The organism is Streptomyces adelaidensis (assembly GCF_016598475.1).
Classification (GTDB): Bacteria; Actinomycetota; Actinomycetes; order Streptomycetales; family Streptomycetaceae; genus Streptomyces; species Streptomyces adelaidensis.
Genome location: NZ_JAEMUX010000058.1, coordinates 14,737 through 39,689, shown reverse-complemented (window position 1 = coordinate 39,689; position 24,953 = coordinate 14,737). Strand labels below are relative to the sequence as shown.

The 24,953-nt window shown below is 71.0% G+C and carries 28 protein-coding genes and 3 pseudogenes; 17 read left to right on the top strand and 14 right to left on the bottom strand.

The features are described from left to right. Window positions 1-37: 37 nt before the first annotated feature. Window positions 38-541 carry a nucleoside deaminase gene (locus I8N67_RS28315; RefSeq protein WP_200306997.1) on the bottom strand — a complete coding sequence of 168 codons (504 nt, stop codon included), beginning with the start codon at window positions 539-541 and terminating at the stop codon, window positions 38-40. 215 nt (window positions 542-756) lie between these two features. Between I8N67_RS28315 and I8N67_RS28310 the strand changes: the two genes are divergently transcribed. Then, window positions 757-1,551 (top strand): GNAT family N-acetyltransferase, encoded by a 795-nt coding sequence (locus I8N67_RS28310; protein ID WP_200306995.1) that lies wholly within the window; start codon window positions 757-759, stop codon window positions 1,549-1,551. Between the two features lie 24 nt (window positions 1,552-1,575). On the opposite strand, the gene I8N67_RS28305 is transcribed toward I8N67_RS28310, so the two are convergent. The 4 genes from I8N67_RS28305 to I8N67_RS28290 all read right to left on the bottom strand — a co-directional run bounded on the left by I8N67_RS28305 (window position 1,576) and on the right by I8N67_RS28290 (window position 4,872). Further along, window positions 1,576-2,493 carry a GNAT family N-acetyltransferase gene (locus I8N67_RS28305; protein ID WP_200306993.1) on the bottom strand — a complete coding sequence of 306 codons (918 nt, stop codon included), beginning with the start codon at window positions 2,491-2,493 and terminating at the stop codon, window positions 1,576-1,578. A gap of 185 nt (window positions 2,494-2,678) precedes the next feature. Further along, window positions 2,679-2,942 (bottom strand): GlsB/YeaQ/YmgE family stress response membrane protein, encoded by a 264-nt coding sequence (locus I8N67_RS28300; protein WP_200306991.1) that lies wholly within the window; start codon window positions 2,940-2,942, stop codon window positions 2,679-2,681. 154 nt (window positions 2,943-3,096) lie between these two features. Further along, window positions 3,097-3,651, bottom strand: a complete 555-nt coding sequence (locus I8N67_RS28295; protein ID WP_200306989.1) for a nucleoside/nucleotide kinase family protein — start codon at window positions 3,649-3,651, stop codon at window positions 3,097-3,099. Continuing rightward, a complete protein-coding gene (locus I8N67_RS28290; protein ID WP_307835395.1) occupies window positions 3,652-4,872 on the bottom strand; it encodes an aminoglycoside phosphotransferase family protein in 1,221 nt (406 codons plus the stop codon). A 190-nt stretch (window positions 4,873-5,062) separates the two neighbouring features. Between I8N67_RS28290 and I8N67_RS28285 the strand changes: the two genes are divergently transcribed. Continuing rightward, window positions 5,063-5,833, top strand: a complete 771-nt coding sequence (locus tag I8N67_RS28285; RefSeq protein ID WP_200306987.1) for an ArsR/SmtB family transcription factor — start codon at window positions 5,063-5,065, stop codon at window positions 5,831-5,833. Between the two features lie 195 nt (window positions 5,834-6,028). Here I8N67_RS28285 and I8N67_RS28280 read toward each other — a convergent pair whose 3' ends face one another. Next, window positions 6,029-6,484 carry an SPW repeat protein gene (locus I8N67_RS28280; RefSeq protein WP_200306985.1) on the bottom strand — a complete coding sequence of 152 codons (456 nt, stop codon included), beginning with the start codon at window positions 6,482-6,484 and terminating at the stop codon, window positions 6,029-6,031. 246 nt (window positions 6,485-6,730) lie between these two features. After that, window positions 6,731-6,927 (bottom strand): annotated as a pseudogene (locus I8N67_RS43035) (LysR family transcriptional regulator); the annotation flags it as partial. 137 nt (window positions 6,928-7,064) lie between these two features. Between I8N67_RS43035 and I8N67_RS44690 the strand changes: the two are divergent. The 3 genes and pseudogenes from I8N67_RS44690 to I8N67_RS43025 all read left to right on the top strand — a co-directional run. Further along, window positions 7,065-7,148 (top strand): putative leader peptide, encoded by an 84-nt coding sequence (locus I8N67_RS44690; protein WP_372443813.1) that lies wholly within the window; start codon window positions 7,065-7,067, stop codon window positions 7,146-7,148. Between the two features lie 189 nt (window positions 7,149-7,337). Then, window positions 7,338-7,475, top strand: a pseudogene (locus tag I8N67_RS43030) (dimethylsulfone monooxygenase SfnG); the annotation flags it as partial. Between the two features lie 8 nt (window positions 7,476-7,483). After that, window positions 7,484-7,781 (top strand): annotated as a pseudogene (locus tag I8N67_RS43025) (acyl-CoA dehydrogenase family protein); the annotation flags it as partial. Between the two features lie 100 nt (window positions 7,782-7,881). On the opposite strand, the gene I8N67_RS28265 reads toward I8N67_RS43025, so the two are convergent. After that, on the bottom strand, window positions 7,882-8,925 hold the full coding sequence (locus I8N67_RS28265) for an acyl-CoA dehydrogenase family protein (RefSeq protein ID WP_200306979.1): 1,044 nt from the start codon (window positions 8,923-8,925) through the stop codon (window positions 7,882-7,884). A 99-nt stretch (window positions 8,926-9,024) separates the two neighbouring features. Continuing rightward, window positions 9,025-9,423, bottom strand: a complete 399-nt coding sequence (locus I8N67_RS43965) for a hypothetical protein (RefSeq protein ID WP_267912833.1) — start codon at window positions 9,421-9,423, stop codon at window positions 9,025-9,027. 273 nt (window positions 9,424-9,696) lie between these two features. On the opposite strand from I8N67_RS43965, the gene I8N67_RS28250 reads away from it, so the two are divergent. The 3 genes from I8N67_RS28250 to I8N67_RS44340 all read left to right on the top strand — a co-directional run bounded on the left by I8N67_RS28250 (window position 9,697) and on the right by I8N67_RS44340 (window position 11,992). Beyond that, complete coding sequence (locus tag I8N67_RS28250; RefSeq protein WP_200306977.1) at window positions 9,697-10,578, top strand: hypothetical protein; 882 nt, start codon at window positions 9,697-9,699, stop codon at window positions 10,576-10,578. A gap of 138 nt (window positions 10,579-10,716) precedes the next feature. Then, a complete protein-coding gene (locus tag I8N67_RS28245) occupies window positions 10,717-11,220 on the top strand; it encodes a MarR family winged helix-turn-helix transcriptional regulator (RefSeq protein WP_200306975.1) in 504 nt (167 codons plus the stop codon). 322 nt (window positions 11,221-11,542) lie between these two features. Then, window positions 11,543-11,992 (top strand): response regulator transcription factor, encoded by a 450-nt coding sequence (locus I8N67_RS44340; protein ID WP_307835394.1) that lies wholly within the window; start codon window positions 11,543-11,545, stop codon window positions 11,990-11,992. Window positions 11,993-12,453: 461 nt separating this feature from the next. On the opposite strand, the gene I8N67_RS28235 is transcribed toward I8N67_RS44340, so the two are convergent. Next, window positions 12,454-12,867, bottom strand: coding sequence for a hypothetical protein (locus tag I8N67_RS28235; protein ID WP_200306973.1), 414 nt, complete (start codon window positions 12,865-12,867; stop codon window positions 12,454-12,456). A 105-nt stretch (window positions 12,868-12,972) separates the two neighbouring features. On the opposite strand from I8N67_RS28235, the gene I8N67_RS28230 reads away from it, so the two are divergent. The 7 genes from I8N67_RS28230 to I8N67_RS28200 all read left to right on the top strand — a co-directional run bounded on the left by I8N67_RS28230 (window position 12,973) and on the right by I8N67_RS28200 (window position 20,085). Next, entirely contained in the window at window positions 12,973-13,347 is a 375-nt protein-coding gene (locus I8N67_RS28230) for a MarR family winged helix-turn-helix transcriptional regulator (protein WP_307835393.1), read from the top strand. A gap of 236 nt (window positions 13,348-13,583) precedes the next feature. Next, window positions 13,584-14,471: a glycoside hydrolase family 19 protein gene (locus I8N67_RS28225; protein ID WP_200306971.1), complete on the top strand. Its 888-nt coding sequence runs from the start codon at window positions 13,584-13,586 to the stop codon at window positions 14,469-14,471. Between the two features lie 159 nt (window positions 14,472-14,630). After that, on the top strand, window positions 14,631-15,998 hold the full coding sequence (locus I8N67_RS28220) for a phosphoinositide-specific phospholipase C-related protein (RefSeq protein WP_200306969.1): 1,368 nt from the start codon (window positions 14,631-14,633) through the stop codon (window positions 15,996-15,998). 41 nt (window positions 15,999-16,039) lie between these two features. Then, a complete protein-coding gene (locus I8N67_RS28215) occupies window positions 16,040-16,966 on the top strand; it encodes an oxidoreductase (RefSeq protein WP_200306967.1) in 927 nt (308 codons plus the stop codon). Window positions 16,967-17,072: 106 nt separating this feature from the next. Next, complete coding sequence (locus tag I8N67_RS28210) at window positions 17,073-18,272, top strand: hypothetical protein (protein WP_200306965.1); 1,200 nt, start codon at window positions 17,073-17,075, stop codon at window positions 18,270-18,272. 241 nt (window positions 18,273-18,513) lie between these two features. Further along, window positions 18,514-18,909, top strand: a complete 396-nt coding sequence (locus tag I8N67_RS28205) for a VOC family protein (protein WP_200306963.1) — start codon at window positions 18,514-18,516, stop codon at window positions 18,907-18,909. 81 nt (window positions 18,910-18,990) lie between these two features. Further along, complete coding sequence (locus tag I8N67_RS28200; RefSeq protein ID WP_200306961.1) at window positions 18,991-20,085, top strand: adenosine deaminase; 1,095 nt, start codon at window positions 18,991-18,993, stop codon at window positions 20,083-20,085. Here I8N67_RS28200 and I8N67_RS28195 read toward each other — a convergent pair. Beyond that, complete coding sequence (locus I8N67_RS28195) at window positions 20,043-20,582, bottom strand: mycothiol transferase (protein ID WP_200306959.1); 540 nt, start codon at window positions 20,580-20,582, stop codon at window positions 20,043-20,045. The two genes, I8N67_RS28200 and I8N67_RS28195, sit on opposite strands and share 43 nt — an antisense overlap. Before the next feature lie 628 nt (window positions 20,583-21,210). Continuing rightward, window positions 21,211-22,122, bottom strand: a complete 912-nt coding sequence (locus I8N67_RS28190; protein WP_200306957.1) for a LysR family transcriptional regulator — start codon at window positions 22,120-22,122, stop codon at window positions 21,211-21,213. A gap of 127 nt (window positions 22,123-22,249) precedes the next feature. Here I8N67_RS28190 and mgrA point away from each other — a divergent pair, with 127 nt between their 5' ends. Beyond that, window positions 22,250-23,248: an L-glyceraldehyde 3-phosphate reductase gene (mgrA, locus tag I8N67_RS28185; RefSeq protein WP_200306955.1), complete on the top strand. Its 999-nt coding sequence runs from the start codon at window positions 22,250-22,252 to the stop codon at window positions 23,246-23,248. Between the two features lie 80 nt (window positions 23,249-23,328). Here the strand turns inward: mgrA and I8N67_RS28180 are convergent, their stop codons facing one another. Both I8N67_RS28180 and I8N67_RS28175 read right to left on the bottom strand, forming a co-directional pair. Then, window positions 23,329-23,607: a DUF1905 domain-containing protein gene (locus I8N67_RS28180; RefSeq protein ID WP_200306953.1), complete on the bottom strand. Its 279-nt coding sequence runs from the start codon at window positions 23,605-23,607 to the stop codon at window positions 23,329-23,331. A 108-nt stretch (window positions 23,608-23,715) separates the two neighbouring features. Then, a complete protein-coding gene (locus I8N67_RS28175; RefSeq protein WP_200306951.1) occupies window positions 23,716-24,099 on the bottom strand; it encodes a nuclear transport factor 2 family protein in 384 nt (127 codons plus the stop codon). A gap of 426 nt (window positions 24,100-24,525) precedes the next feature. On the opposite strand from I8N67_RS28175, the gene I8N67_RS28170 reads away from it, so the two are divergent. Continuing rightward, window positions 24,526-24,936 carry a hypothetical protein gene (locus I8N67_RS28170; protein ID WP_200306949.1) on the top strand — a complete coding sequence of 137 codons (411 nt, stop codon included), beginning with the start codon at window positions 24,526-24,528 and terminating at the stop codon, window positions 24,934-24,936. Window positions 24,937-24,953 lie beyond the last annotated feature (17 nt).

The following is a 24,953-nucleotide window of genomic DNA, read 5'->3' as shown; positions in this document are numbered from 1 at the left end:
CAACGGACCCCGTCCCGCCTGCCCCGCCACGCCGGTCTCAGTCATCGTCGACGGTGCCGCCGACGGTTTTGGCGTGGAACCGGCGGTGCAGCGCGCGCACCTCCCCGACCAACTCGGGCACCGGGCCCTCGACCGTCACACCGGGCGCGACCTCCTGCACTGGCAACGTCCGCACCGGCGGCGCGGGTATCCCCAACTCGCCCAGCCAAACGGCGAGTTGCTCGGACGAGGCGACGTACACGATACGCCCGAGGCCCACCCACGCGTGAGCGGCCGCGCACATCGGGCAGTGCTCGCCCGAGGTGTACACGGTCGCCGCCGCACGCTCCTCGGGAGTGAGCCGGGCGGCCGACCAGCGCGCCAGTTCGAACTCGGGGTGACGGGTGCGGTCGCCTCCCGCCACCCGGTTGTGGTCCTCGGCCAGCACCGTGCCGTCACCGCCGACGAGCACCGAGCCGAACGGTTCGTCACCCGCTTCCAGTGCCTCGGCCGCAAGCCCCACACAGCGCCGCAGGTACACCAGTTCGGACTCGCTCACCATGGTCGTACACACCCTCCTGGGGGACCGTTCGGTCGCGCTCGCCGGGTGCACCCTACGGCGTGTGTTCGTATCGCATTCCTTTCCACGAGCGACACCCGTACGGCCCCACCGGGCGGCTCAGCGAACCGGGATGCCCTGGGGCTGAGCCGTTCCCGTGTGAGAGATGGCGGGTGAATTCCGTTGCCAGGGCGAACGACTGATGATGGAGTGAGCGTATGGATCACGCTGGTGTGCTGGCACTGTTCGACCGGGACATGCGGGAGGGCGCCCGCCCGGACGGGCCCGGAGCCCGGATCGAGCGCGTGGGCGGGGTGGTGCGCCAGGTCGGTTCCGAGAAGGGGTGGAGCGGCGTGGTCTGGTCCGATCTGGACGAGGCGGGCGCCGACGCGGCCGTCGCCGAGCAGATCCGGTACTTCACGGGCCTCGGGCGCGACTTCGAATGGAAGCTGTACGGCCACGATCTGCCCGTTGACCTGGGGCAACGCCTGCGCGACGCCGGGTTCGAGGCCGCTCCGGAAGAGACCCTGATGATCGCCGAGGTCGCCGACCTGACCCTCGACGTCGAGCCGCCCGAGGGCGTACGCATCCTGCCCGTCACCGACCGTGCGGGCGTCGACCTCGTGGCCGACGTCCACGAGAAGGCGTTCGGCACGGACAGCTCCCGCATGCGGCACCAGCTTCTCGCCCACCTCACCGCGGACCCCGACACGGTGATGGCCGTCGTGGCACTCGCCGGCGACGAACCGGTGAGCGCCGCCCGAATGGAGCTCGTCCCCGGGACGCGCTTCGCCGGCCTGTGGGGCGGCGGCACCGTCGAGGGCTGGCGCGGCCGAGGTGTCTACCGGGCCCTCGTCGCCCACCGCGCCCGCGTCGCCGCCGAACGCGGCTACCGCTACGTCCAGGTCGACGCCCTCGCCCGCAGCCGCCCGATCCTGGCCCGCCTGGGCTTCGAACCGCTCACCACGACCACGCCGTACGAGTACGCGGTGGGGAGCGCACCGGCGGCGTGACGCCGCCGGGGCCGACTGCCTTCGTCACAGGTCGAGCTGGTACCCCACCGCCGTGTGCGTGGGCCGGTAGCCGAGCGTGTCGTTGACGCGACGCATGGGGGCGTTGTGCTCCGCGGTGTCGGTGAGCAGGGCCAGATCCGGGTGCAGACTGTGGGCGTGGCGGATCGCCTCCGCCTTCATCCAGAGCCCGAGCCCGTGGCCGCGGTGCTCGGGCAGGACGGCCGTACCGTAATGCTGCCCGGCGCGCTCGGCGCAGTCCTGCTCGCCGCCCCGCTTGTCGCTGTCCTCGGCGCCGCCCGGAAGGACGAGCTCCGAGAAGCCGACGATCGTGTCGGTCGGCCCGTGCACCGCGGCCACGGTGAACAGCGAGTCGCCGCGCCTCGCGATCGCCTCGGCGGCGGCCACGACCCGCTCGACGTCCCAGACCACGGTCCCGTAGTCGGTGTCACCCATCGGCATGTCGTCCATCGCGCGACGCGACGCGGCGTAGCTCCGCGCGAGTTCCGTCGGCACGGTGCCTGTCCAGCCGGTCAAGTAGTAGCCGGGACGGGGCTGTTCGGCGATGCGGGTGATATGGCCGAGGTCGATGTCCGCCAGTTCCAGCCGGGCGTACGTCAGCGTCAGCACCCGGCGGAAGCCGCGCGCCGCGAGGAACAGGTCGCCGGGGGAGCCCGGCTGGGCCTGGGCGATGACCGCGCGGCGCCGTTCGGCACGCGCCGAGCCGATGGCGGTGCCGAGGAGCGCGGTGCCGACGCCCCGCCGTCGCTCGGCCGGGTGCACGGCGACGTCCAGCTCCGCGAGATGCGTCTGCCCTTCCTTGGTGAACAGCCGCAGGAAGGCCGAGCCGTGGGGGATGCCGTCGGCCCCGGACGCCAGCCAGGCCAGACGGCGGCTCGACGGGGTGGGGGCGGGGTCGGTGAGCGGGGTGATGCGCGGCGGCAAGGGGGCTCCGGGACTGGTGTGCGGGTGTGCGGGTGTGCGGGTGTGCGGGTGTGCGGGCGCGCGGACCGGCGAGCCGGCGGCTTGCGGGCAGCAGGGCGAGGCCCGGCGACGCTAGCCGCCGGGCGAGGTGACCCGCAATTGAATTCCGGGCGCGCGCGACCGCGGGCCCGTCGCCCCGCGCACCCTCAGCGCCGTGCCCTCGTACGGTCCAGCGCCACGATCCCCAGGGCCGCCAGCCCGATCTGAATGAGCCACTCGGCCCAGTCGACCCCATCGGTCTCGGCCACACCGACCCCCGCCGCGATCGCCGTTCCGATCAACGCGGCGACGATGCCGACGAGGATCGTCAGCAGGATGCCGACGCGCTGCCGACCGGGCACGACGAGCCGCCCGAGTACACCGATGACGATGCCGATGACGATGGCACTGATGATGCCGTCGATCTCCATCTGATCTCTGCCCTCTTTCGTCGGGTCCCCCGCAAGCGGGCGAGTGCCCTTCGAACGCGAGTGCAGTCCGTTTCGGTTTCACGTTCTCCACGAGCCCGTCACCGACAGCCGTCACCGACAGCCCTCACCGGAGCCCGTCATGCATGACCGTCACTCATGGCCGCCCGTCTTCGTGGCCCGCCGGCCAACCCGTGACGGCCAGCGCCTCCGCCGCGATGTCGATCACGGAACGGCCGTCGGTCGCCACCCGGACGGTGTCCGTCGGCGCCCGCTCGTCCAACAGCCGGGCCTTGTACGCGCTGCCGGTCAGCTCCCGTTCCAGCTCGGAGCAGATCTCCCGCCCCCTGAACCGCCGCGCGGCGGTGTCGTCGGTGGCGGTGAGCAGCACCCGGACGATCCGTACGTCGCCGCCCATGGCCCGCTGGAAGGTGCCCGCCGTCTCGGCCAGAACGCTCAGGGTGTTGGTGTAGACGAGCCGCCGGTGGCCGAGCGCCGTGTAGTTCCCCCACACAGCGGTGAGGTTGCGCTCGGCGATGTCGGAGCGGTGCGGATCCCCGGCGGGGGCCGGGTGCACCTGAGCCATGAAGTCGCCCTCGATGACCGCGTGCGCGACCTCGGCGGCCCGCAGTCGGTCGGAGATCTCCCAGCCCACCGTCGACTTGCCGACCCCGGCCCGCCCCCCGATCAGCAGCACCTCGGCGCGATCCATCTAGCCCGCCACCTCCAGGGAGTCGAAGTCAGGGCGTGCGGCGCAGCGCACCGCCTTCCGGATCACCGCGGCCGGATCACTCTCGTGATACGGCCGCTCCGACGCCTCGATGTCGTCCAGGAACTCCTGATAGCGCACGGCGTAGGAGAGATGCGCCAGCGGCTCGGCCAGGGCGAGCGCTCGGGCGGGATCGCTCGCCGGGACATGGGCCTTCCAGGCGTCCACCCAGGTGCGGACGGTCGTGGAGCGCACCGCCTCGGGCAGGAAGTCGCACAGGCGCAGACAGTCGAGGACCGGGTTGCCCCAGTGGGCGTCGGCGAAGTCCATGACGACGGGTGGCCGGCCGTCGCTGCGCCAGTTGCCCGGATGGAAGTCGGCGTGGACGACCGTGTCGGGGAGCCCGCACGCGGCGAGCGACGCCCACCGGTCCGCCACCTCCCTTGCCGTGGCCCGCTCCTTATCGGTGATGTCCAACTTGACGCCCCTGTCGAGCAGTTCGCGCACCAGCTCGCGGAGGACCCGGTCCCGCCGGTCCCGCAGCCCCGGCGGTCGCCGTCCGGTCAGCGCGGCCTGCGCGGCGACGAACCGGCGAACCCCGGCCTCGACCGTGGCGGCGTCGGCCCCCCAGCAGTCCTCGCCGGGGATGTGCTCCAGCAGCATCCGCCCTTCGCCGGCGGCGAGAACCGTCGGCACGAGCCCCCGATCCGCCTGGGCGAACGCGGCGATGAGCATCGCCTCGTCGGAGGCGAAGCCCGGCGTCGCCTTGAGCCACACCGTGCCCTGCTCGGTGGGCAGGCGGAAGAGTCCCGCCAGGTTCCATGTCCGCCGCTGCTCGACCGGCCCCGTCACCGGACGCCCCAGCGCGGCCAGCGTCCGCGCGGCCCAGCCGAGCAGTTCCCGCAGGCCGTCGGCCCTCGCCCACGGGGCCCGTAGCGAGTCGTCGGCGTCCAACAGCCGCTGATCCACCGGTCGTTGCTCCAAAACCCCCGGTCTCGGCGGCTCCAACGCCTCCACGTGGTACGTCACATGCCCATCCCGTCCGCCCTCACCTCCGGCGACCTCCAGGAGGCGCAGTACGAGGACGGGTGCGCCGAGTACGCGCTCCAGCCGGCCGATGACCGGCTCGACCTCGGCCCACCACGGCACGTCGACGGGGAAGGGGCCGGTGACACCGAGGAAGTTCGCACCCGAGGTCACCCATGCGCTGACGGTTCGACTCACGGCGACAGTGTGGATGTCGTGACGTATACCGGCGAACGAATTAAGGCCCGGACACAAGGCCGGACAGGGCGACGTTCCACGTGAAACATTGCAAACCGTGACGAAAGGGCATCGAGGTGCCTCGTTCGGCATTGACATGCAGGTAATTGCCTGCATAACGTTGAGTGTGCGATCAGAGAGCGACTCAGGGATGGACAAGGTCTTCAAGGCGCTGGCCGACGAGACGCGCAGGCGGCTGCTGGACCGGCTGCACGAGCACAACGGCCAGACGTTGGGCGAGCTGTGCGAGCACATCGCCATGACACGGCAGTCCGTGACGCAGCACCTGGCCGCTCTGGAGGCCGCCAACCTGGTCAGCGCGGTGCGGCGTGGGCGGGAAAAGCTGCACTACCTCAATCCGGTCCCGCTCCACGAGATCCAGGAGCGGTGGATCGACAAGTTCGAGCGCCCACGACTGAGGGCGCTGGGCGCCGTGAAGCGACGAGCCGAGGAAGCCATGACCGACAAGCCCACATTCGTGTACGTCACCTATATCGCGAGCACGCCCGAGAAGGTCTGGGAGGCGCTCACCAGTGCCGATCTGACCGCCGAGTACTGGGGGCACCGCAACGAGTCGGACTGGCGGCAGGGCTCGCGCTGGGCGCACGTCCGCACCGACGGCTCCGGCGTCGCCGATGTCGTGGGCACGGTCGTGGAGAGCGAGCGGCTCACCCGCCTGGTCACCACCTGGGCCGAGCCCGCGAACGAGGGCAAGGAGGACACGTACTCGCGGGTCACCTTCGACATCGAGCCGCACGCCGACATCGTGCGGCTCACCGTGACCCACGAGGACCTGGCGGACGAGGGTGCGCTCGCCGAGGTGTCGTTCGGCTGGCCGGCGGTGCTGTCCAACCTCAAATCGCTGCTCGAAACTGGCAGCGTGCTGCCGCAGGAGCCATGGCAGGTGCCGCGCGGCCGGTGACGGGCACGGCTCCGTCCGGCTCAGACGGTCCTGTCCGGCTCAGCGGTCCTGTCCGGCTGCGACGGTCCAGTCAGGCTCCGATGGCCCCGCCCGGCCCCGGTGATCCGGTAGCGCTACGGCGGGCCGGAATGGCGACGGCGGCGGCCGATCCGCCTGAGCGGGTCGGCCGCCGTTACCCCTCGCGGGCTTTCCTGTCTACACCTGCGGCGTCCGGGCCGCGCGCGTGCCGCCCTTCGCCGAGGCGCCGGCGCACATCAGCCCCAGGATCAGAGCCAGCGCGCCGATGATGATGTTGTTCACCACGACGCCGGCGTCCGGGCTGTCGCCGACGATCCACGCGGAGACGATCATCCAGATTCCCAGGGCGCACATGGCCCAGCTCAGGCCGTACATCCGCTCCGGTGCGGCGGTGAAGCCGAGGGCCAGCAGGCCGATCGCGATGCCCACGATGAGGTTGTGGGGCACCAGTGCGGGCTGGCTCGTCGTGTAGTGGAGTATCCACGGGGACACGGCGCAGTACAGACCGAGCAGGAACACCGGTCCGTCCACGAGCGCCACATCGCGACCACCGAGCATGCGGGCGTACCGGGCCTGCATTTCGGATGCGTCAGGGTGGCTGGTGATGTCACTCCTGTGTGAGACGTTGGCCATGACTCGACTCCTTTGAACTCTGCAGGCCTGACCGCGTCTGGTGCGGTGTGCGGTAAGCGCCGCGCATGTTCATTCTGCGCTTATTCTACCTTTATGTGTAGGGGTTGGGCGGAGGGGAGAGCGGGCCTGCCACCAGGGCCGAGGCGGCTGCGATCGGTCGGTGGGCGAGTGTGCCCCGTCGCTCCAGGGGGACGCCGAGCGGGTCGTCCACCGTGACAGCCGCGCGGGACGCCGGCGGGCTGTCCTGCGGAAGTCACGGATCACCGGGATGAGCAACGGCACGGTCGCCTCGTGCACCGTGCCCAGCGGGACCGGACGGCTGATGCGGTGCCGTTCGCCCGCCGTGACCCGCAGCTGGTCGACGGCCGCAGTTCCTCGGCTGCCCGGCGCAGTGCACCGAGCCTGGTCGCCGCCGCCATGTATTCCAGCTGTTCTGTTCGCAGGGCAGCGGAATTCCCGCAGATTTCCGGCCTGTTCAAGGGTTTCCCTGTCACACCTTCGTGAAATTCAATGGTCCGCGATACGAGACCGGTCGGGTTCTCCTTGACTGCCGTCACCGGCGGCTGCCACGATCAAAAGCATGAAGATGCGACTGGACCTCACGCGGCGACGCCATGTCGACCTCGCGCGCGTCTCCGGCGCCTCCTGTTGTGCCGCGGCCTGATCCTCGCCGCCGCCCTTCCTCCTCCGCACCCCGCCTGCCGCCGCGCGCGGTCGTGCGACGTGTTCTCCCTTCATCGCCTGAATTCCAGCCCCATGGGATGACGTGAATCCCTCATGGGGGACGCGGAATTCGACGTGCCGCAAAACCCTCTCCGTAAGCCGCGAAACCCGCTCCGTAATAGGAGTCCGCATGTCCGCAGAACCCGTGAAATTCGCCTACTGGGTCCCCGATGTCAGCGGCGGCCTGGTCACCAGCAGGATCGAGCGGCGCACCGACTGGGGTTACGAGTACAACCGTGAACTCGCCGTCCTCGCCGAGAACAACGGCAACCTGCCGAACGCCGTTTGCCACGCCGAGTCGGACCGGCTTCCGGCCGCCGGGCTGCTCGCCGTCACCGTGCCCGCCGACCACGGTGGCGCGGACGTCCGCGCGGGGACCCTCGCGGAGATCTTCCGCCTCCTCGCCACCGCCGCCGGCGGCCTCGCCCAGATCCCGCAGAGCCACTTCGCCCACCCCGATGTGATCCGCCGTCAGGGCGGCGAGGACCAGCGCAAGTTCTGCTTCGCCGAGGTCCTCGCGGGCCGTCGGTTCGGCAACGCCCAGTCCGAGGCCGGCACCAAGCACGTCCAGGACACCTCGCCGCCCAGGGTCTGTGGCAGCACCCCATCACCCAGCCCGCCGCCCCGGCTGCACAGGTGCCGTTCGCGAGCTAGCGCGATGCAAGCGCCAGGGTTCAGTACGCGGCCGACAGCGAGCCGAGATGGGCCCGGCGGACCTCGGCGGTCTGTCCCTGTACCAGCAGGAACAGTGCCTCGCGGGCCAGCCGTTGCGCGCGACTGTCGAGGTCGAGGGCCCGGCCGCCGCCGGCCACGACCGCGGCGGTCGTCGCCGTGCGCATCAGGTCGAACGCCTTCGTCTTGAGCGCCAGACGCTCCTCCATGTGCTCGTGCGGCGCCGGATGATCGGCGAGGGCGTACGCCTGCCGCCGTACCTTGTCGAGCCGCAGGCGCAGCCCCTTGGTGGTGGGATCGTCCTGATCCAGCAGACCGAGGGCGGACTCCGCGACCCCGAACACCGCCGGCGAGGCGTTCGTCGGCTTGGGGCGGTCGCCGGCGGCCCAGGACTCGTACGGGGCGTGCAGGGCCACGGCGTCGTCGGGGATCCACAGCCCGTCGAGGTGGAGGGAGACCGTACGGGCGGCCGTGAGAGCGGCGAGGTGCATCGGCGCCGAGGCCTTCAGTCCGGACTGCTGCTTGGCCTCGGTGAAGGCGAACACCACCTCGTCCGCGTCCGTCACCCCGGCCAGCAGCATCACATCGTTGAGCTCCCATCCGGTGTACCAGGGAACCGTCCCGTGGAACCGCCAGCCACCACGCTTCGGCACGGCCCGGACCGGGACCCGCGGATACCTCCGCAGATGCGCGTACGCCACCCCGGACAGCAGCTCACCGGTGGCCAGCCTCCCCAACCAGCCGTCCCGGGCCGGGAGTTCACTCTTCACGAGGGTCAGCACGGGCGTGTAGTGCTGCGTCTGCACGAACCACGTGGAGCAGCACGCCCCGGCCAGGATCTCGGCGGTCTCGCGCGCCACCGAGTTCGGAGCGCCCGACCCGCCGTACGCCACCGGCGCGTTCACCCCGAGCAGCCCCGACCTCTTGATCGCCTGGATGCTGCTCGCGGGCACCCCCTCCTGGTCGACGCGCTCCGCCTGAGGCGCGAGCACCTCGGCGGCGAGCCTGCGCGCCTGGACGACGAGGGGGTGCGGTGACGTGGTCATGGGGTGATTCTCCCCGCCTCCGCCCTCAAAGATCACATCTTCCGCGACCGGAAGATCACATCTCCTCCATCTTGCGCGCAGCCCCGTCCCGGCCCCTGGTCACGACTGCACGCCGGCCTCCACCAGCTCACCCGAACCCCCTGCCGAGGTCGCCGCGGCGGCGGTCGCGCGGCGGCGCGGGATGAGCGAGGCGAGGAGGAAGGCCAGCAGCGCGGTGCCCGCGCCGAGGGCCATGACGACCTTGAAGCCGTTCTCGGAGGGGAGGGCGAACCCTCCGAAGTCGGTGGTCATCTGGGCGAGGACGACGCCGGCGAGGGCGCTGGCGACCGACGTACCGATGGAGGTGGCCACGGCGGCCGCGAGCAGGGTGGCGGTGACCGCCCACGCGGTGTCCGAGGCGGGGGCGTCGAGCAGGCGGGGGAGGTCGGGAACGATCGGGATGACCAGGGTCTGCATCAACGAGTCGACGATCCCGGCGAAGGCGAGCACCGCCACCACGGCGTTCGGCCTCCGCGGGGCCTCGTCCCCGGCGTCGGCGGTGGGGCAAGGGCGTCGGACATGGAGGTGCCTCCGTCGGACGATCAGTAGTGCTTGACGTTAAGAGCGCAAGGCCCCTGTGACCTGCGCCACGTCGGGCTGATGTCAGGTCGCCGGCCGCAAGCGGTCAGGCCGCTGCGCTTGCATGTGATCGTCGGGGTTGCCCCGGCGGCACATCGAGCAATGGTTTGCTCCATCCCCCCGGGGCCGTTCGGCCCCATAAGGAGAAAGACCATGAAAGACCGGGCCAAGGTCGAGGAACTCCTCGTCGCGTCGGACCTGCAGGTGCGGACCTCGGCGGTCGCGTGGAAACACGTCAAGGCCGAGTACGTCGACATCGTCGAGGACATCCTGGCGACGCTGGCGCCGAGCGGACCCTACGCGTACACCGTCATCCCCGTCCTCGAAGAGGGCAAGGAGATCCCGACGCAGCGGATCGTCGACACGTACGAGGCCATCGAGGCGAGCTACCGCAACATGCACCGGTATGCCGCCGTGGTCGGAATCCGTCCCGTGACGGAGATCAACGCCTCCTGGTACACCTTCGTGAGCGGCTCCGGCAGGGGCCGCGACAAGAACACCGGCGCCGAGAGCGAGCGCCCCATCATCGTGCTGTTCCCGACGATGGGCTCCGAAGGCATCACCGGTGAACTCTTCTGGGGCCGCACCCAGCGGGACCCGCTGCCCGGCGACCCGGCCGACGGGGCGCTCGCCAGCCGGTACGCCGTGGCCAAGGTGCATGACGCGCTGCTCGACGCATACCGCAAGGGTGACGTGGACGCGATCGTCGAGCGGGCCCACCCCGAGATCCAGACGGGTGTCCGCAACTATGTGGCCGGGGCCGGCACCCTGTCCGCGGTGCACACCAAGGACGACCTGAAGGCCCACCTCGACGAGTTCTACGCCCACTACACCGTCCGGGACATCGAGGTCGTCAAGCAGCACTTCGACGACTGGTTCTTCTTCCACGAGCTGCGCTGGACCGTCGAGCCGCGCAAGGGTCCCGGCGTCGGCACCACGCTCCGCCACCACACCGCCGAATACGCGGAGGTGTCCGGCGCCGGACTCGTCGTCGCGCACATCGGGCACGGCACGGACCAGTTGAAGATCGGCTGAGGCCGGGCCCCGGACTTCCGGACCTCGATTCCCGTACCTCGATTCCCCGGACGGCGGCGTTCGTCCGGGGAATCGGCGTGTCAGGCCCAACTCGGCCACTATTGCTTGACTTAGGCAAACTCCTGCTACGGTGGTCGCATGTCCACCCCGCGCCCCACCGAAGCGGCCGCCCTGACGGACGTGACCGAGATCGAGCGACTCCTCACCCGTATCGCGTACCTGGCCGGCCGGGCCCGTCAGCACGAGCGTCTGATGTCCGAGAGCGGACTGTCCCTGGACCGCGCCTCCGTGTCGATCCTGCGGCACATCGCTGAGAGCGAACCGCTGCGCCCGGGGGTCCTGGCGGTCCGGCTCTCGGTGGAGGCCTCCCATGTCACCCGGCAGTTGCGGCAGTTGGAGACCGACGGCTATGTGATCCGCGCCCCCGACCCGGCCGACCGCCGGGCCCAGCGTGTCCAGATCACCGACGCCGGGCTGGCCGCCGTCGACCGCATCAGAGACGCCGGTCGCCGGGGCATCGGGATGACCCTGTCCGACTGGTCGCCCGAGGACCTGCGCCAACTCGCCCAACTCTTCCAGCGGTTGGCCGACGACTTCGTCGAGCACGCCGAGGACACCGCCGAACGCCGGCCCCTCGACTGACGACACGCGGCGCGATTCCCCCCACGCAAGCCCTACGCGAACGGTCTTGTCATGCGCAGTTTGCTCACAGAGAAACCGTCGTCCCCGCGTGGCGACGGACAGCACATCCTGGTCGTCGTCGACGACCCCGAAGTCACCGAACTCCTCAGCACCACCATGGAGTTGGCCGGCTACCGGGTCGCGGCGGCGGTCACCGGCGCCGAGGGCGTGGCGCGGATCGCCCGGGACCGGTACGACCTGGTCGTCTGGGACGCCGCGCTGTCGGACCCGGAGCGGTTCGTGCGGGGGCGGCGCGGCGGAACCGGCCGACCGGCCCCCGCTGTTGTTCCTGGCCGCCTGCGACACCCTCCACGACCTGGTCCCCGGCCTCCGGCCCGCCGACGAGGACTACGTCGTCAAACCCGTACGCATCGCCGAAGTCCTCGACCGGGCCCGGGCCCTGCTCCGCGGCCGGGGCGGCTCCGAACGGCCCGAGGGAATGCCCTGTTACGGCGACCTCGTCCTCGACGACACCACATGCGAGGCCCGCCGCGGCTCCAGGGCACTGTGCCTCACGCCCGCCGAGTACCGGCTGCTGCGCCAACTGCTGGCCAACGCGGAGAGCGTGCTGTCCAAGGAGCAGATCGGCCGCCACGTCTGGGGCGAGTTCCGCGCCCACGGCGCGATCGAGAAACTCGTCGCCCGCCTCCGGCGCAAGGTCGACCACGAAGAACCCGCCCTGATCCACACCCGGCGGGGCTTCGGCTACTGGCTGGGCTGCCCCGACGACTGAGTTCGCGCCGGTGCTGGAGGACGGGCGCATGTTCTGGACAGTTCTGGACAGCGGCACTTCAGGCGTGGCAGCGGGATGGTGCCGGCACTGCAAGTGCAAGGGACCGTACTCGCCCCACGGTTCGCTCGCGCCGGGGGATGCCTCCGGGCCCGTCCTGCGGTCAACTCCCGCTCGGCGCAAGGCAGATCGGCACGGGTGTCGGGGTGTGCGCACCGACGGCGCCCGGCCGCCCGCTGCACCCCGAGCATGTGGACCGGGGTGACGGCTTTCACGGTGCTCGCGCACAACTGGGCCGCTGGCCACCGCCTTTGCGCGCCGGGAGGTCGGTAGGTCGGCGGGCCGACCGACGAGCGATCAGGAGGGTTGATCAGGCAACCGGTGGCATGCGGTCGAGCGGCTGGGCCTCGCGAAGCGTGAGGGCGCCGCCGGCACCGGTCGCCACGCTGTCGTCCCCGCCGAGCTCACCGGGCCCGGCGCCGCCGGCTCTCTTCCGAAGGCGCCGCCCTCAGCAGGGCTTGCGCGCGGGCCCGGATTCCCGTCGGGTCGAACCCGTCCGCCTGCCATGTCGTCGAGGTCAGCGTGCCGCGTCCTTTGTAGGCGCGCATGATGGCGACGTGGGGCGGCCAGACGATGAAGCCGTGCAGGGCGGCCGGGTCGCGCCAGACGGCCACGGCGCCGCACCGGCGGGCGGTGGGGATCGTCCAGAGCCACATGCCGTGGGCCCCCGCGAGCTCAGGCCGGCGCGCGGCCGGTCGGCGGGCCTGCCGGTGGACGCCGGGCAGGTCCCTGATCCGGTCGAGCCTGAAGTCGGTGACGCCGACCAGTACGGGGCCACTGTGGTCGGTCCCGCCCGGTGCCGATGACGACCTCAGCATGTCGTGTCAGGGACGGCCGGCCCGCGGCGCGAGTCCGCTGCCGTGTCGCCGGACGGGGCATGCCGGCCCGGTGATCGGCCCAGGGCCATCAGGATCCGCTCCAGCGTGCTCGCCCCGTCGTCGGCGGGCAGGGCCCGCCGGAATGGACAACTGCTGCATCTCGACGAGACGCCGATCCGTACCCAGGCCGCGCTGGCCGATGCCATTCGGGCGGACAAGACCCGCATCATCGCGGTCCTCGACGATCTGGAGGGCCGCGGACTGATCCGCCGCCGGCCCGACCCCGGCGACCGGCGCGCGCGTCTGCTGTCCCTCACCGCCGACGGGCGACAGCTGCGGGACACCGTCCAGTGCGCCATCCAGGAGGGTGAGGAGCGGCTGCTCGCCCGGCTGCCGGCCGGGGATCGCGAAGGTTTCCTCAGGAGCCTCCAAGTCCTGTCCGCCCTGGCGGAGTCGGGAGGAACCGGGCCCGGCCGGTAGCGGAGCCGGCGCGCCAGTCTCCGACCGCACCCCGCTGACCTCCCATCATGCGGGTTGACCGCTCTACACCCTTGACTGGTACAGACCAACGCGGTTGAGTGTGCCTCCACACCCCCCACCACGGCCGCCCCCACGCCGCCGCCGGCCCCGCCGGCGCGTGCGCGCGAGGCCCGTCCCAGCCATGCCCTTCGGGCCCCTGCCCGGGTGCGGCCGTGCTCCGCGAAGGAGTTGATCCCGTGTCGAGGCGCCGTATCTCCGCCGTACTGACCGCGCTGGTCATCGGCGGTTCCACGCCCCTCCTGCTGCCGGCCCAGAGCGCGTCCGCGGCACCCTGTTCGAGCTACGCGAGCTGGGTGGCCGGCCGGTCCTACGTCACCGGCGACATCGTGCGCTACACCGACGGCAAGGCGTACATGGCCGAGCACGACAATCCGGGCTACGACCCCACCATCAGCACCTGGTACTGGGAGCCGTACGCCTGCGACAACGGCCCCACCAACCCCTCCGGGTTCGTGGTGAGCGAGGCGCAGTTCAACCAGATGTTCCCGAGCCGGAACTCGTTCTACTCGTACAGCGGGCTGCGGGCGGCCATGAGCGCCTACCCGGCCTTCGCCACCACCGGCAGCGACACCGTGAAGAAGCAGGAGGCGGCTGCCTTCCTCGCCAACGTCAACCACGAGACCGGCGGGCTCGTCCACATCGTCGAGCAGAACACCGCCAACTACCCCACCTACTGCGACTGGAGCCAGTCGTACGGCTGCCCGGCCGGACAGGCGGCCTACTACGGCCGGGGCCCGATCCAGCTCAGCTGGAACTTCAACTACAAGGCCGCCGGTGACGCGCTCGGTCTGAACCTGCTGGGCAACCCCTGGCTGGTGCAGAACGACGCGGCCGTCGCCTGGAAGACCGCCCTGTGGTACTGGAACACGCAGAAGGGGCCCGGCACCATGACCGGCCACAACGCGATGGTCAACAGCGCTGGCTTCGGGCACACGATCCGCAGCATCAACGGCTCCCTGGAGTGCGACGGCAAGAACCCCGCGCAGGTGCAGAGCCGGGTGAGCGCGTATCAGCGGTTCGTCCAGATCCTCGGGACATCGGCGGGCGGCAATCTGTATTGCTGACGCCGACACGCCGAGCATGATGTCATGCACCTGACTGTCAGCGCTGATTGCCGGCACCGGCCTGCAGCACTGACTTGCACCTGACTTGGCTGCGGGGGCTCGGCCCGGTCCACCGCCCAGCCCCCGCTCCCACCCCCCGTCCCGATGAAGGGCGTCGTCATGCCGAGACCCCGCACCACCCTGCTCGCGACCGCCGTCGCGCTGACCGCCGTCGTCGCGGCTCCCGCCCCCGCCGTCTCCGCCGCCGTCCCGGCTCCGGGTGCCTACTACGTGCAGAGCGCCACCACCGGGCTCAACGCCGCCGACAACGGGGGAGCGGTCGAGCAGCACCGGCCCAAGGGCGACGAGGACCACCAGCGGTGGAAACTGAGGGCGAGCGGCTCCTCATACGTCCTGGAGAGCGTGGACACGGCGGGCAGTTGTCTCGGCCGCTCCGGCGACCGGGCGAGAACCCTCGCCTGTACGAGCGCCGACGCAGCCTGGGACATCACGGAACTCGGCTCCGACCGGTACCGGCTCAAGGTCCCCGGCGCGGAGCGCTACCTGACGGTCGGCGCCAAGCCGGCCGGTTCCAACCACCCCGCCCAACTGACCGTCGGCGCGTCGAGCGGCCTCGCCGCCTGGTACCTCACGCCGGTCGCGCCGACCACCCGCCCCATGCCCCCGGCCGACCGACGCACCCTCGACCAGGTAACCTTCCTCACCTCCCACAACGCCTACGCCAACGGCGTCGACGGCGGCTTCGCCCCGCCCTTCGTGAATTTGGTGCCGAACCAGTCCCGAGGCGTCGATCGGCAACTGTCCGACGGAGTACGGGGGTTCATGCTGGACATCCACCAGACCTCGGACGGCGCGATCCTCTGCCACAACAGCTGCACCCTCGTCAGCAGGCCCGTCGCCCTGTGGGTGGACATCCAGCGCATGGTCGACTTCCTCAAGCGGAATCCCGACCAGGTCATCACCGTGTTCCTGGAGGACTACGTCGACCCGGGCGTCCTGCGCGGCGAGCTCGCCCGCGTCAACGGCCTGTCCGACGTGCTCCACCGGCCCGACCTCACCGGCGTACGGACCAACGGCTGGCCGAAGATGGCCGATCTGATCGCCGCCGACGACCGGCTGCTGATCTTCACGGACCACAGCCGCTCCGCCGACCAGGCCGCCGGGCTCACCCGGGACACCTTCGGCGTGATGTACCAGAAGGAGTGGACCGTCGAGAACCACTGGTCCATGGGCGGTGGCATCGGCGCCTCCGACTGGTCCTGTTACAGCCGCTGGTACGACGCCGACACCAACATCCCGCTCACCCGCACCGAGTCCGGCTTCAAGCCGCTGTTCGTCATGAACCACTTCCGTGACGCCGGGATCACCTCGACAGCGACCACGGACAACACCAAACTCGCCGACCGTGCCCGGCGGTTCTGCCAGCCGGCCGCCCGCAGGAAGCCCAACTTCCTTGCTGTGGACCACTACGACCTCGGTAACCCGGCAGCAGCGGTGGCGGAGCTGAATACGTACGTCTATCCGTAGAACGCCGCGGGCACCGGGCCCGCGCGTGCGAGACTGCGGCGATGACCTCGGAGACGATCACCGCGATCACCGCGCGCGCCGCCGGCACCTGGACGCTCGGCGACCTGCCGGTCAGCCGCGTCGGCTTCGGCGCGATGCGGCTGACCGGCAGTGCCGCCTTCCACCTGGGGGCACCGAGGCAACGAGAGCGGTCGATCGCCGTGCTGCGCCGCGCGGTCGAGCTGGGCGTCAACCACATCGACACGGCCGCCTTCTACTTCTCCTCACTGCGCTCCGCCAACGAACTGATCAACAGTGCGCTGGGCGGCCCGTACCCGGACGAGCTGGTCATCGTCACCAAGGTCGGTCCGCACCGCGAGTACTCGGGGCAGTGGGGCACCGCCGCCCGTCCCGACCAGCTGCGCGGGCAGGTCGAGGAGAACCTGCGGCAGCTGGGCCGCGACCACCTCGACGTCGTCAATCTGCGCCGGATGCGCCAGGACTCCATCGCCGAGCACTTCGGCGCGCTGGCCGAACTGAGGAAGGCCGGGCTCATCCGCCACCTCGGCATCTCCGCCGTCGAACCACGGCACCTCGCCGAGGCCCGGGCCATCGCGCCCGTGGTCTGCGTGCAGAACCAGTACGGCCTGCACGCCCCGGCCCCCGAAGCCGACGAACTGCTCCGCGTCTGCGGCGAACAGGGCATCGCGTTCGTGCCGTTCTTCGCGATCGCGGGCGACGCCGGGCCCGAGGGTGCGAGCACCGCGCACGACGACGAGGTACTCGCCGTCGCCCGCGCGCACGACGCCACCCCCGCCCAGATCCGGCTCGCCTGGACCCTCCACCAGGGGCCGCACGTCCTCGCCATCCCCGGCACGGGAGATCCGGACCACCTCGCCGAGAACGTCGCCGCCGGCGCCCTCCGGCTCACGGCGGACGAGGTGGGCCGGCTGGACGCCGTGCACCAGGGCGGGACGTCCACAGCCTGAGGGGCAGGGCACCCACGACACAGAGCCGGGGCAAAGGAGCATCAACAGGTTCATATAGGCTGCCTGTTCTGTCCCTGCCCTCCGTCACCACCCGGGAGAGTCACCCGTGAGCGTAGCCACCGCCCACTCCGCATCGGCCGTACCGCCCGCCGACGGGACGGCCGTGACCGTGCCGCAGCAGGACGACGGGTACTGGGTCGAGCCGAGCGCGACCGACGACGCGGCATCCTCGGCTGCCGGCGACGACGAGACGCCCGCGCGGGAGCCCGGACAGGAGCCCGGCCAGGAGCCCGAGGGCGAGATTGCCACCGACGCCGTGGACGAGCAAGTCGCCCGCGACGCCCGGGAGTTCGGTGTGTACGCACGCACCGGCGGCTGGGCGTTCGCACTGAAGGTGGCGCGGAGTGTGCGGCCCGGCGGGGAGACGGCGGGGGAGACGCCGAAGGTGTCGGCGAAGGAGTTCGCCGAGCTGGCCGGGTGCTCGCCTGAGCGGGTCATGCGGTACTACAAGGCGTGGGACAAGGCGGCCGACGACGGCATGGTCCCGCAGTTCGAGGCGCTGGCCCCCGGCGCGGAGATCGACCTGCCGGACTCGGACGTGTGGCTGTCGTACTACAGCTCCCGTTCCAGCGCGACCTCCGACCGAGGCACCGCGATCACGGCGGCCGCCGAGGCCGAGGGCATCCGCCCGACGAAGGCGCTGGAGGTCGCCGAGAACCCCACCGCGCTGCGCGCCGCGATCCTCGCCGACCCGTCCACCGCGCAGGCGGCCCGCACCGCGCTCCTCGACCGCCTCAAGGAGGACACCTCCCTCCAGACGGAACTGGCCCGCGACATCGCCCGCACCGACGAGCTGAAGAAGGCCGTCGCGAACGAGACCCAGGCGGCCAGCCGGATCGGCTACGTCCGGCAGATCGTCGAGAACGGGCAGGTCAAGACCGCGGCCGGCCAGGTCATCGACGCCACCGCCGAACTCCGTGCCGAAGCCGAGCGGCACCTGTCCCTCATCGACGAGCTGGACGACGACGAGGACACCGGCGAGTGGGCGACGGAGGCGTACGACTCCGTCAAGGAACTCGTCGTCCAGACCGTGCAGGCCGACCCCGAGCTGCGGGTCCAGGAGCGCCGCACGAAGTTCTACAGCAGTCTCCAGAAGGCCACGAAGGTCTTCGAGGAGCTGACCCTCGACGACGCCGTCGACCTCGACGCCATCTACGAGGACGACATGCTCCAGCGCCTGGAGGAGCTCCAGGAGGCCCTCACCACCTGCATCTCCGCCCTCCGCAAGGCATCGCCGGACGCCTGACGGCGGATGCCGGCGGATGACGGCGGATGCCGGCGCCTGACGGCGGATGCCTGACGCCGGACCCGGCGACCCCGATACCTGAGGCCCCCCCGCGCGGCGGGGGGCCTCAGTCGTGCCCCGCCCTGGAGAAACCGTGCGAGAAGCCATTTGCGTCCCGCACGTGTTACGTATAACCTCCCGGGAACCCCGAGCGAACCTCGGACGGTCCCCGCACGACGCGCGCCCCACCCGAGAGGCCCCGATGAGACGCATTGCCCTGGTCACCCTGGTGGTCGACGACTACGACGAGGCGATCCGCTTCTACACCGAGGCGCTCGGCTTCCGGCTTGTCGAGGACGCACCGCGACCCGACGCCAGCCGATGGGTCGTCGTCGAACCGGGCAGCGAGGGACAGGGCGGCGGACTGCTGCTCGCGCGAGCCAAGGACGAGGCCCAGCGTGGCCGGGTCGGCGACCAGACCGGCGGACGCGTGGGCTTCTTCCTGCACACCGACGACTTCGCCCGCGACCACGCCCGGATGTCGGCCGCCGGCGTCAGGTTCCTGGAGGAGCCGCGCCACGAGCCGTACGGCTCGGTCGCCGTCTTCGAGGACCTGTACGGAAACCGCTGGGACCTCCTCCAGCCGGCCACCGGCTGAGCCACCAGACGCCCCTGTCACCTCCCCATCCCGTCCCATCCCCATCCCACCGCACCACCCGCACAGAAACGAACGAACGCCATGACCGCGCCCCGTATCGACGCCGACACCATCCGCCGCCTCCCGAAGGCCGTCCTGCACGACCACTTCGACGGTGGCCTGCGCCCCGCCACCCTCGTGGAGCTCGCGGCGGAGGCCGGCCACACCCTCCCGGAGACCGACCCGCAGGCCCTGGCCGCCTGGTTCTACGAGGCCGCCAACTCCGGTGACCTGGTGCGTTACATAGCCACGTTCGAGCACACCCTCGCCGTGATGCAGACCCGCGAGGGCCTGCTGCGCACCGCCGAGGAGTATGTGCTCGACCTGGCCGAGGACGGCGTCGTCTACGGCGAGGTGCGCTACGCGCCGGAGCTGATGGTCAACGGCGGGCTGGCGCTGTCCGAGGTCGTCGAGACCGTGCAGGAGGGCCTGGCGGCCGGTATGGCCAGGGCGGCGGCCCAGGGCACCCCGGTCCGCGTGGGCACGCTGCTGTGCGGGATGCGCATGTTCGACCGCGTCGGTGAGGCCGCCGACCTGGCGGTCGCCTTCCGGGACGCGGGTGTCGTCGGCTTCGACATCGCCGGCGCCGAGGACGGCTTCCCGCCCGCCGACCACCTGGCCGCCTTCGAGCGCCTGCGCCGCGAGAGTGTCCCCTTCACCATCCACGCCGGTGAGGCCCACGGCCTGCCCAGCATCCACCAGGCCCTCCAGGTCTGCGGCGCCGAGCGCATCGGCCACGGCGTCCGCATCACCGAGGACATCGTCGACGGCAAGCTCGGCCGCCTCGCGTCCTGGGTGCGCGACCGCCGTATCGCCCTGGAGATGTGCCCCACCTCCAACCTCCAGACCGGCGCGGCCACCTCCATCGCCGAGCACCCGATCACGGCCCTGAAGGACCTCGGCTTCCGCGTCACGCTCAACACCGACAACCGTCTCGTGTCGGGCACCACCATGACCCGCGAGATGAGCCTGCTCGTCGACGAGGCCGGCTGGACCCTCGACGACCTGCGCACGGTCACCGTCAACGCTCTCAAGAGCGCCTTCATCCCGTTCGACGAGCGGGGCGCCCTCATTGAGGACGTCGTCCTGCCGGGCTACGTGTCCGCCTCCGCGCTCTCCGCGGCCTCCTCGCGCTGAATCAACCCCCGTACGTACGCCGCCTGTCCGACGTGCTGGAGATCGTCGGACAGGACACTGAGCAGGCGTACGCCGAGGGTGACGGGCGGCGTCCACCGCTCGTCCACGATCCGGTCCAGCTCGCCGGCCCCGAGGCCGCGCACGAACCGCAGCGTCTGTTCGTGCACGGCGTCGTAGTAGCCGGTCAGCAGGTCACCGGAGTCGACCCGCACCTCGGCGACCTGCGCCGGGCGGTGTCCGAAGCCGGTGTCACGGGCCGGCAGCGCCAGCCCGAAGCGCTTCTCCCAGTCCTGGGACAGCCAGACCTGGTCCAGCCCGGCGGCCTCGGCGACATGGTCGTCCTGCACCCGGGTGAGGTGCCAGACCAGCCAGGCGATCGAGTTGGCGTCGGGGGCGGGGCGGGCATGGAGGTCCGCCGGGGACAGTCCGTCCACGGCGGCGTGGACCTCCTCCTTGATCCGGCCGTACGCGTCGATGAGAACGTCCTTCACATCCATACGTCCACCATCGGGCATCCGGCCGGAGCCCGCACCGCTCCCCGACGCGCACCGCAGGGATTCAGTCAGCTTCCGGCGGCCCCCTTCGCGCCGATGTGGAAGATCTTGTGGTCGCGGGTCATGTCGACGACCAGTTCGGTGGTCGCGCCGCTGCCCCAGGTGAAGGTGATGCCGGCCTCGGTGTGGTCCGCGGCGCCGTTGCCGGTGACCTTCCATGCGGCGGGGGTGTTCTGGGCGCGCAGGACGCCGTCCGCGTTGTACCTGCTCCGAGGCCTCGAGCTTCTTCCGCAGGTCGGCCGTCAGGTAGTACTTCCGCAGCTCCTCGGCGAGCCTGCCGCCGTTCTCCGGGTCGCTCCGGGCGTCGATATGGGCGCCGTAGAAGTCGGCGATACGGGTGATCGGGTCGGTCGGCCCTCCGGTGACGGTGCGTGGGCCGCCGGCGGACGCGGTGGCCGTCACCCGAGGCCGATGGCCAGGGCGAGGCCCCCTGCCAGGACGGTACGACGGGTGGTGCGCGTGCCGGTCATGGGTGTCCCCTGTGAGCCATCAGTACGTGGCTGCGTGTACGCCACCTGGAGGCACCAGGGTGCCCGGGACCGACTGACCGACCCTCTTCCGCTGGAGGTTCCTACGCTTCCGCGCCGTCCGGCGGGCAGGGGATCTGCTGGTCGAGGAGCCCCAGCAGTGCCCGGGCGGCCGGGCTCGTGCCCTGTGGCGGCGGGAGCAGTGCGACCGTCTCGTACACGCTCTCGGAGGTGCCCTTGACGGTGAGGGCGGTCAGGGAGTCGCGTTTGTGCCGGAAGTGGCGCGGGACCACGGCGATGCCGAGGTTCTCGTCCACGAGTTCGAGGAGGCTGTGTACGTCGTTGACCTCCAGGGCGACGGCCCGGCGGACGCCCGCGGCGGCGAAGACCGCGTCGGTGGTGCGCCGCGTGCCCCAGTCCGGGTGGAAGTCGACGAACACCTCGCCGCCCAGCTCCTGCGGAGCCACGGCGGCGCCGGCTGCCGCGAGGCGGTGGCTGGGGTGGCACAGGACGGTCATCGGCTCACTGGACAGCGGTACGACCCGCAGCTGGTCGGTGTCCTCCTGGGCCGCCCGCACGGCGAAGGCCAGGTCGAGGCGGCCGCTCGCGACCTCCTCGGCGAGGGCGCCCGAGCCCGCCTGCCGCAGACAGATCTCCACATCCGGATGCTGCCGCCGGAACGTGGCGAGCAGCCCCGCCACATGGACCCCGGCCACGCACTGCTCGGAGCCGAGCGCCAGCATGCCGCGCAGGACGCCCTGCACCGCGGCCACCGCCTCCCGGGCCGACCGCACCTGGGCCAGAATCCGCTCCGCCTCCGTCAGCAGCGCCCGCCCGGCCGGCGTGAGCATCACCCGGCGGGTCGTGCGGACGAACAGCGGCGTCTGCAGCTCCCGCTCCAAGGAGCGTACGGAGGCGGACAGACCCGACTGGGAGACCAGCAGCCGTTCGGCGGCACGGGTGAAGTGCTCCTCCTCGGCGACCGCGACGAAATGCTGGAGATGACGGAGTTCCATGACTGAGAAGCGTAGGCGCTGAATCCCATCGGATTCTTCTGTTGGACCAATGCCCCCAGGTCGCGAAAGAGTGGACATCGGTTCTCCGGGACCCCGGTCCCCCCGTGCCAACCACTCTGGAGTCGCGTTGTACACCGCACACCCCGACCGCTACGCGGACATGCCCTACCGGCGCACCGGACGCAGCGGTCTGAAACTGCCCGCGCTCTCGCTCGGCCTGTGGCACAACTTCGGCCCCGACCGGTCGGTCGAGACGCAGCGCGAGATCCTGCGCCGCGCGTTCGACCTGGGCGTCACCCACTTCGACCTGGCCAACAACTACGGCCCGCCGCCCGGCTCCGCGGAGTCCGCCCTCGGCGACGCGCTGAAGGCCGACCTCGCCCCGTACCGCGACGAGCTGGTCATCTCCACCAAGGCGGGCTATCTGATGTGGCCCGGCCCGTACGGAGAGTGGGGCTCCCGCAAGTACGTGCTCTCCTCGCTCGACCAGAGCCTGAAGCGCATGGGCCTCGACTACGTCGACATCTTCTACTCGCACCGCCCCGACCCTCAGACTCCGCTGGAGGAGACGATGGGCGCGCTGCACTCGGCCGTCCAGCAGGGCAAGGCGCTGTACGTGGGCGTCTCCAACTACTCGGCCGAGCAGACCCGCGAGGCCGCCCGCATCCTGGGCGAGCTGGGCACCCCGCTCCTCATCCACCAGCCGCGCTACTCGATGCTCGACCGGCGGCCCGAGAGCGAGGGCCTGCTCGACGCCCTCGACGAGCTCCAGGTCGGCTCCATCGTCTTCTCCCCGCTGGAGCAGGGCCTGCTGACCTCCCGTTACCTCGACGGCATCCCGGAGGGCTCGCGCGCGGCGAGCGACAGTCCGTTCCTGAAATCCGAGGCGGTCACCGCGGACCTGGTGGGCAGGCTGCGCGCCCTCGACGAGGTCGCCAAGTCCCGTGGCCAGACCCTCGCCCAGCTCGCCCTGGCCTGGACGCTGCGCGGCGGCCGGGTCACCTCCGCCCTCGTCGGCGCGAGCAGCGCCCGCCAGATCGAGGACAGCGTCGGTGCCATCGCCAACCTCGACTTCGAGGCGGACGAGCTGGCCCGCATCGACGCGATCACCGAGGGGAAGGGCTGACCTGCCGGGCCCGGGGCCCAGGGCCTTGGGCCTTGGGCCTTGGCCTCCGGCCCGCTGTTCGGCGAGGCAGGCCCTGACCTTCACGCCTCGATGCGCTCCTCCAGCCTGACGGTCACCGACTCACCCGCCTCCTTACCGATCGCCTCGCGCGTCTCAGCCTTGACGGGCAGCTTGTGGGTGCCGTCGCCGAGGGCCATGAAGGAGCCGCGGAAGGGGTGGCCGTCGATCGTGCCGCGGACCTTGACCAGGCCGCGGGTACCGAAGAAGGCGACGGACCCGGGCCATACGAGATAGGTCCAGCCGCCCTTGGCGGGGCTTTTCCGCAGCTCCGCGGTGAACGGCTCGTCGAGGGTGCTCATGGTGGTGTCCTCCGCTTCCCGGTGCTCCTCTTTTGAACAAGAGACCGCCGGGAACGGGGAAACTCATCGCGAGACGGCGAGACGGCGAGACGGCGGGGTAGATGTCCTCTAGGCTGCCGCCGGCATCCGGTCCAGGAAGCCGTACACGCTCCGGATACGGCCCTCGGCGTCGAGGGTGATCACATCGGACCCGGCGACCGGGGCTGAGCCGCTCGCCTCGTCCACCAGTTCCCAGCCGAAGCGGGCGGTGTCGTGGTGCCCGTCCACGGCCGTGATCAGGTGGAAGGCGAGGCCGGGGAACTGTTTCCGCGCCGCGGTGATCAGGGCGGCGATCTCCTCGTGCCCGCGTACGTCGGCCAGCGGATCGGTGTAGCCGCCGTCGGCGGTCCAGGCGGCGGCGACCGCCTCGGCCAGCGCCTCCTCGCCGCCGGTGTTCCAGGCCGCGAAGTAGCGGGCGACGGCGGTCTCGTAGCGGTCTTGAATCGCGGGCATGATCGTTGAACCCTCCGTCGAGGAGATACGTATGGGACGGGAACCGGGTCCGGAGCCGTGTGCGGCCTCCTCGTGATCCGGCACCGCAAACGATGCCCGGCCGTGCCTACGAGCGTCGATTACCTCGGAGGTCATGCCGGGGAAGCCCCCGGTCGGAGGGGCCTTCGAATCGTTTCGGCCAATCGCGCGCTCGCATATGCCAGGAGACTGGCTGAATTGGCATGGTGACAGAGTGTCAGGAGTGGCGATACTCACTGACAGGGCGATTGAGTCATGAACGAAACGCGCCTCCGTGCGCGCTCGTCAAGTCACTCTGCGTGACACTTCATCGCTCGATGTGCGCGAACAGCAAGTCTGCGAGGCGAGAGCAAGTCCGCGCGGCGAGCCGGCCGCGCGGGTTCGGCGTTGCGATCGGGGGAGCGAAGCGTGCACGACGAATTCCTGTGCCATGTCACCGCGTACGGCATGTGCGGCGGCCAGCGCGTCGGCGTGCCGCTCGGTACCTATCGTGCGCCCACCTTGGCGTTGGCGCTGTGGTGGATGCGCGACCGTGCCTTATGGATCGCCGAACGGCTCGACCCGCGGCCCGGGAACCCGACCTTCCCCCCGAACGCGGTCGTCCCGGTCGCCCACACCGTCCCGGACGTGCCGGGCCTGCTGCGCGCCTGGTCCGCCGACAGCGGCCAACAGGACCTGGTTGCCGAGGAGTTGGCCGCCGGGAACCTGGTCCGGATCGCCACCAACGACGACACCACCGAGTACGAGCTGCTCGCCGAATCCGTCGACGCCGTACGCATGCAGCGCATCGCCCAGCGGATCGCCGCTCCCGCCGCCTGATCCCGGCGTCTCCGCGA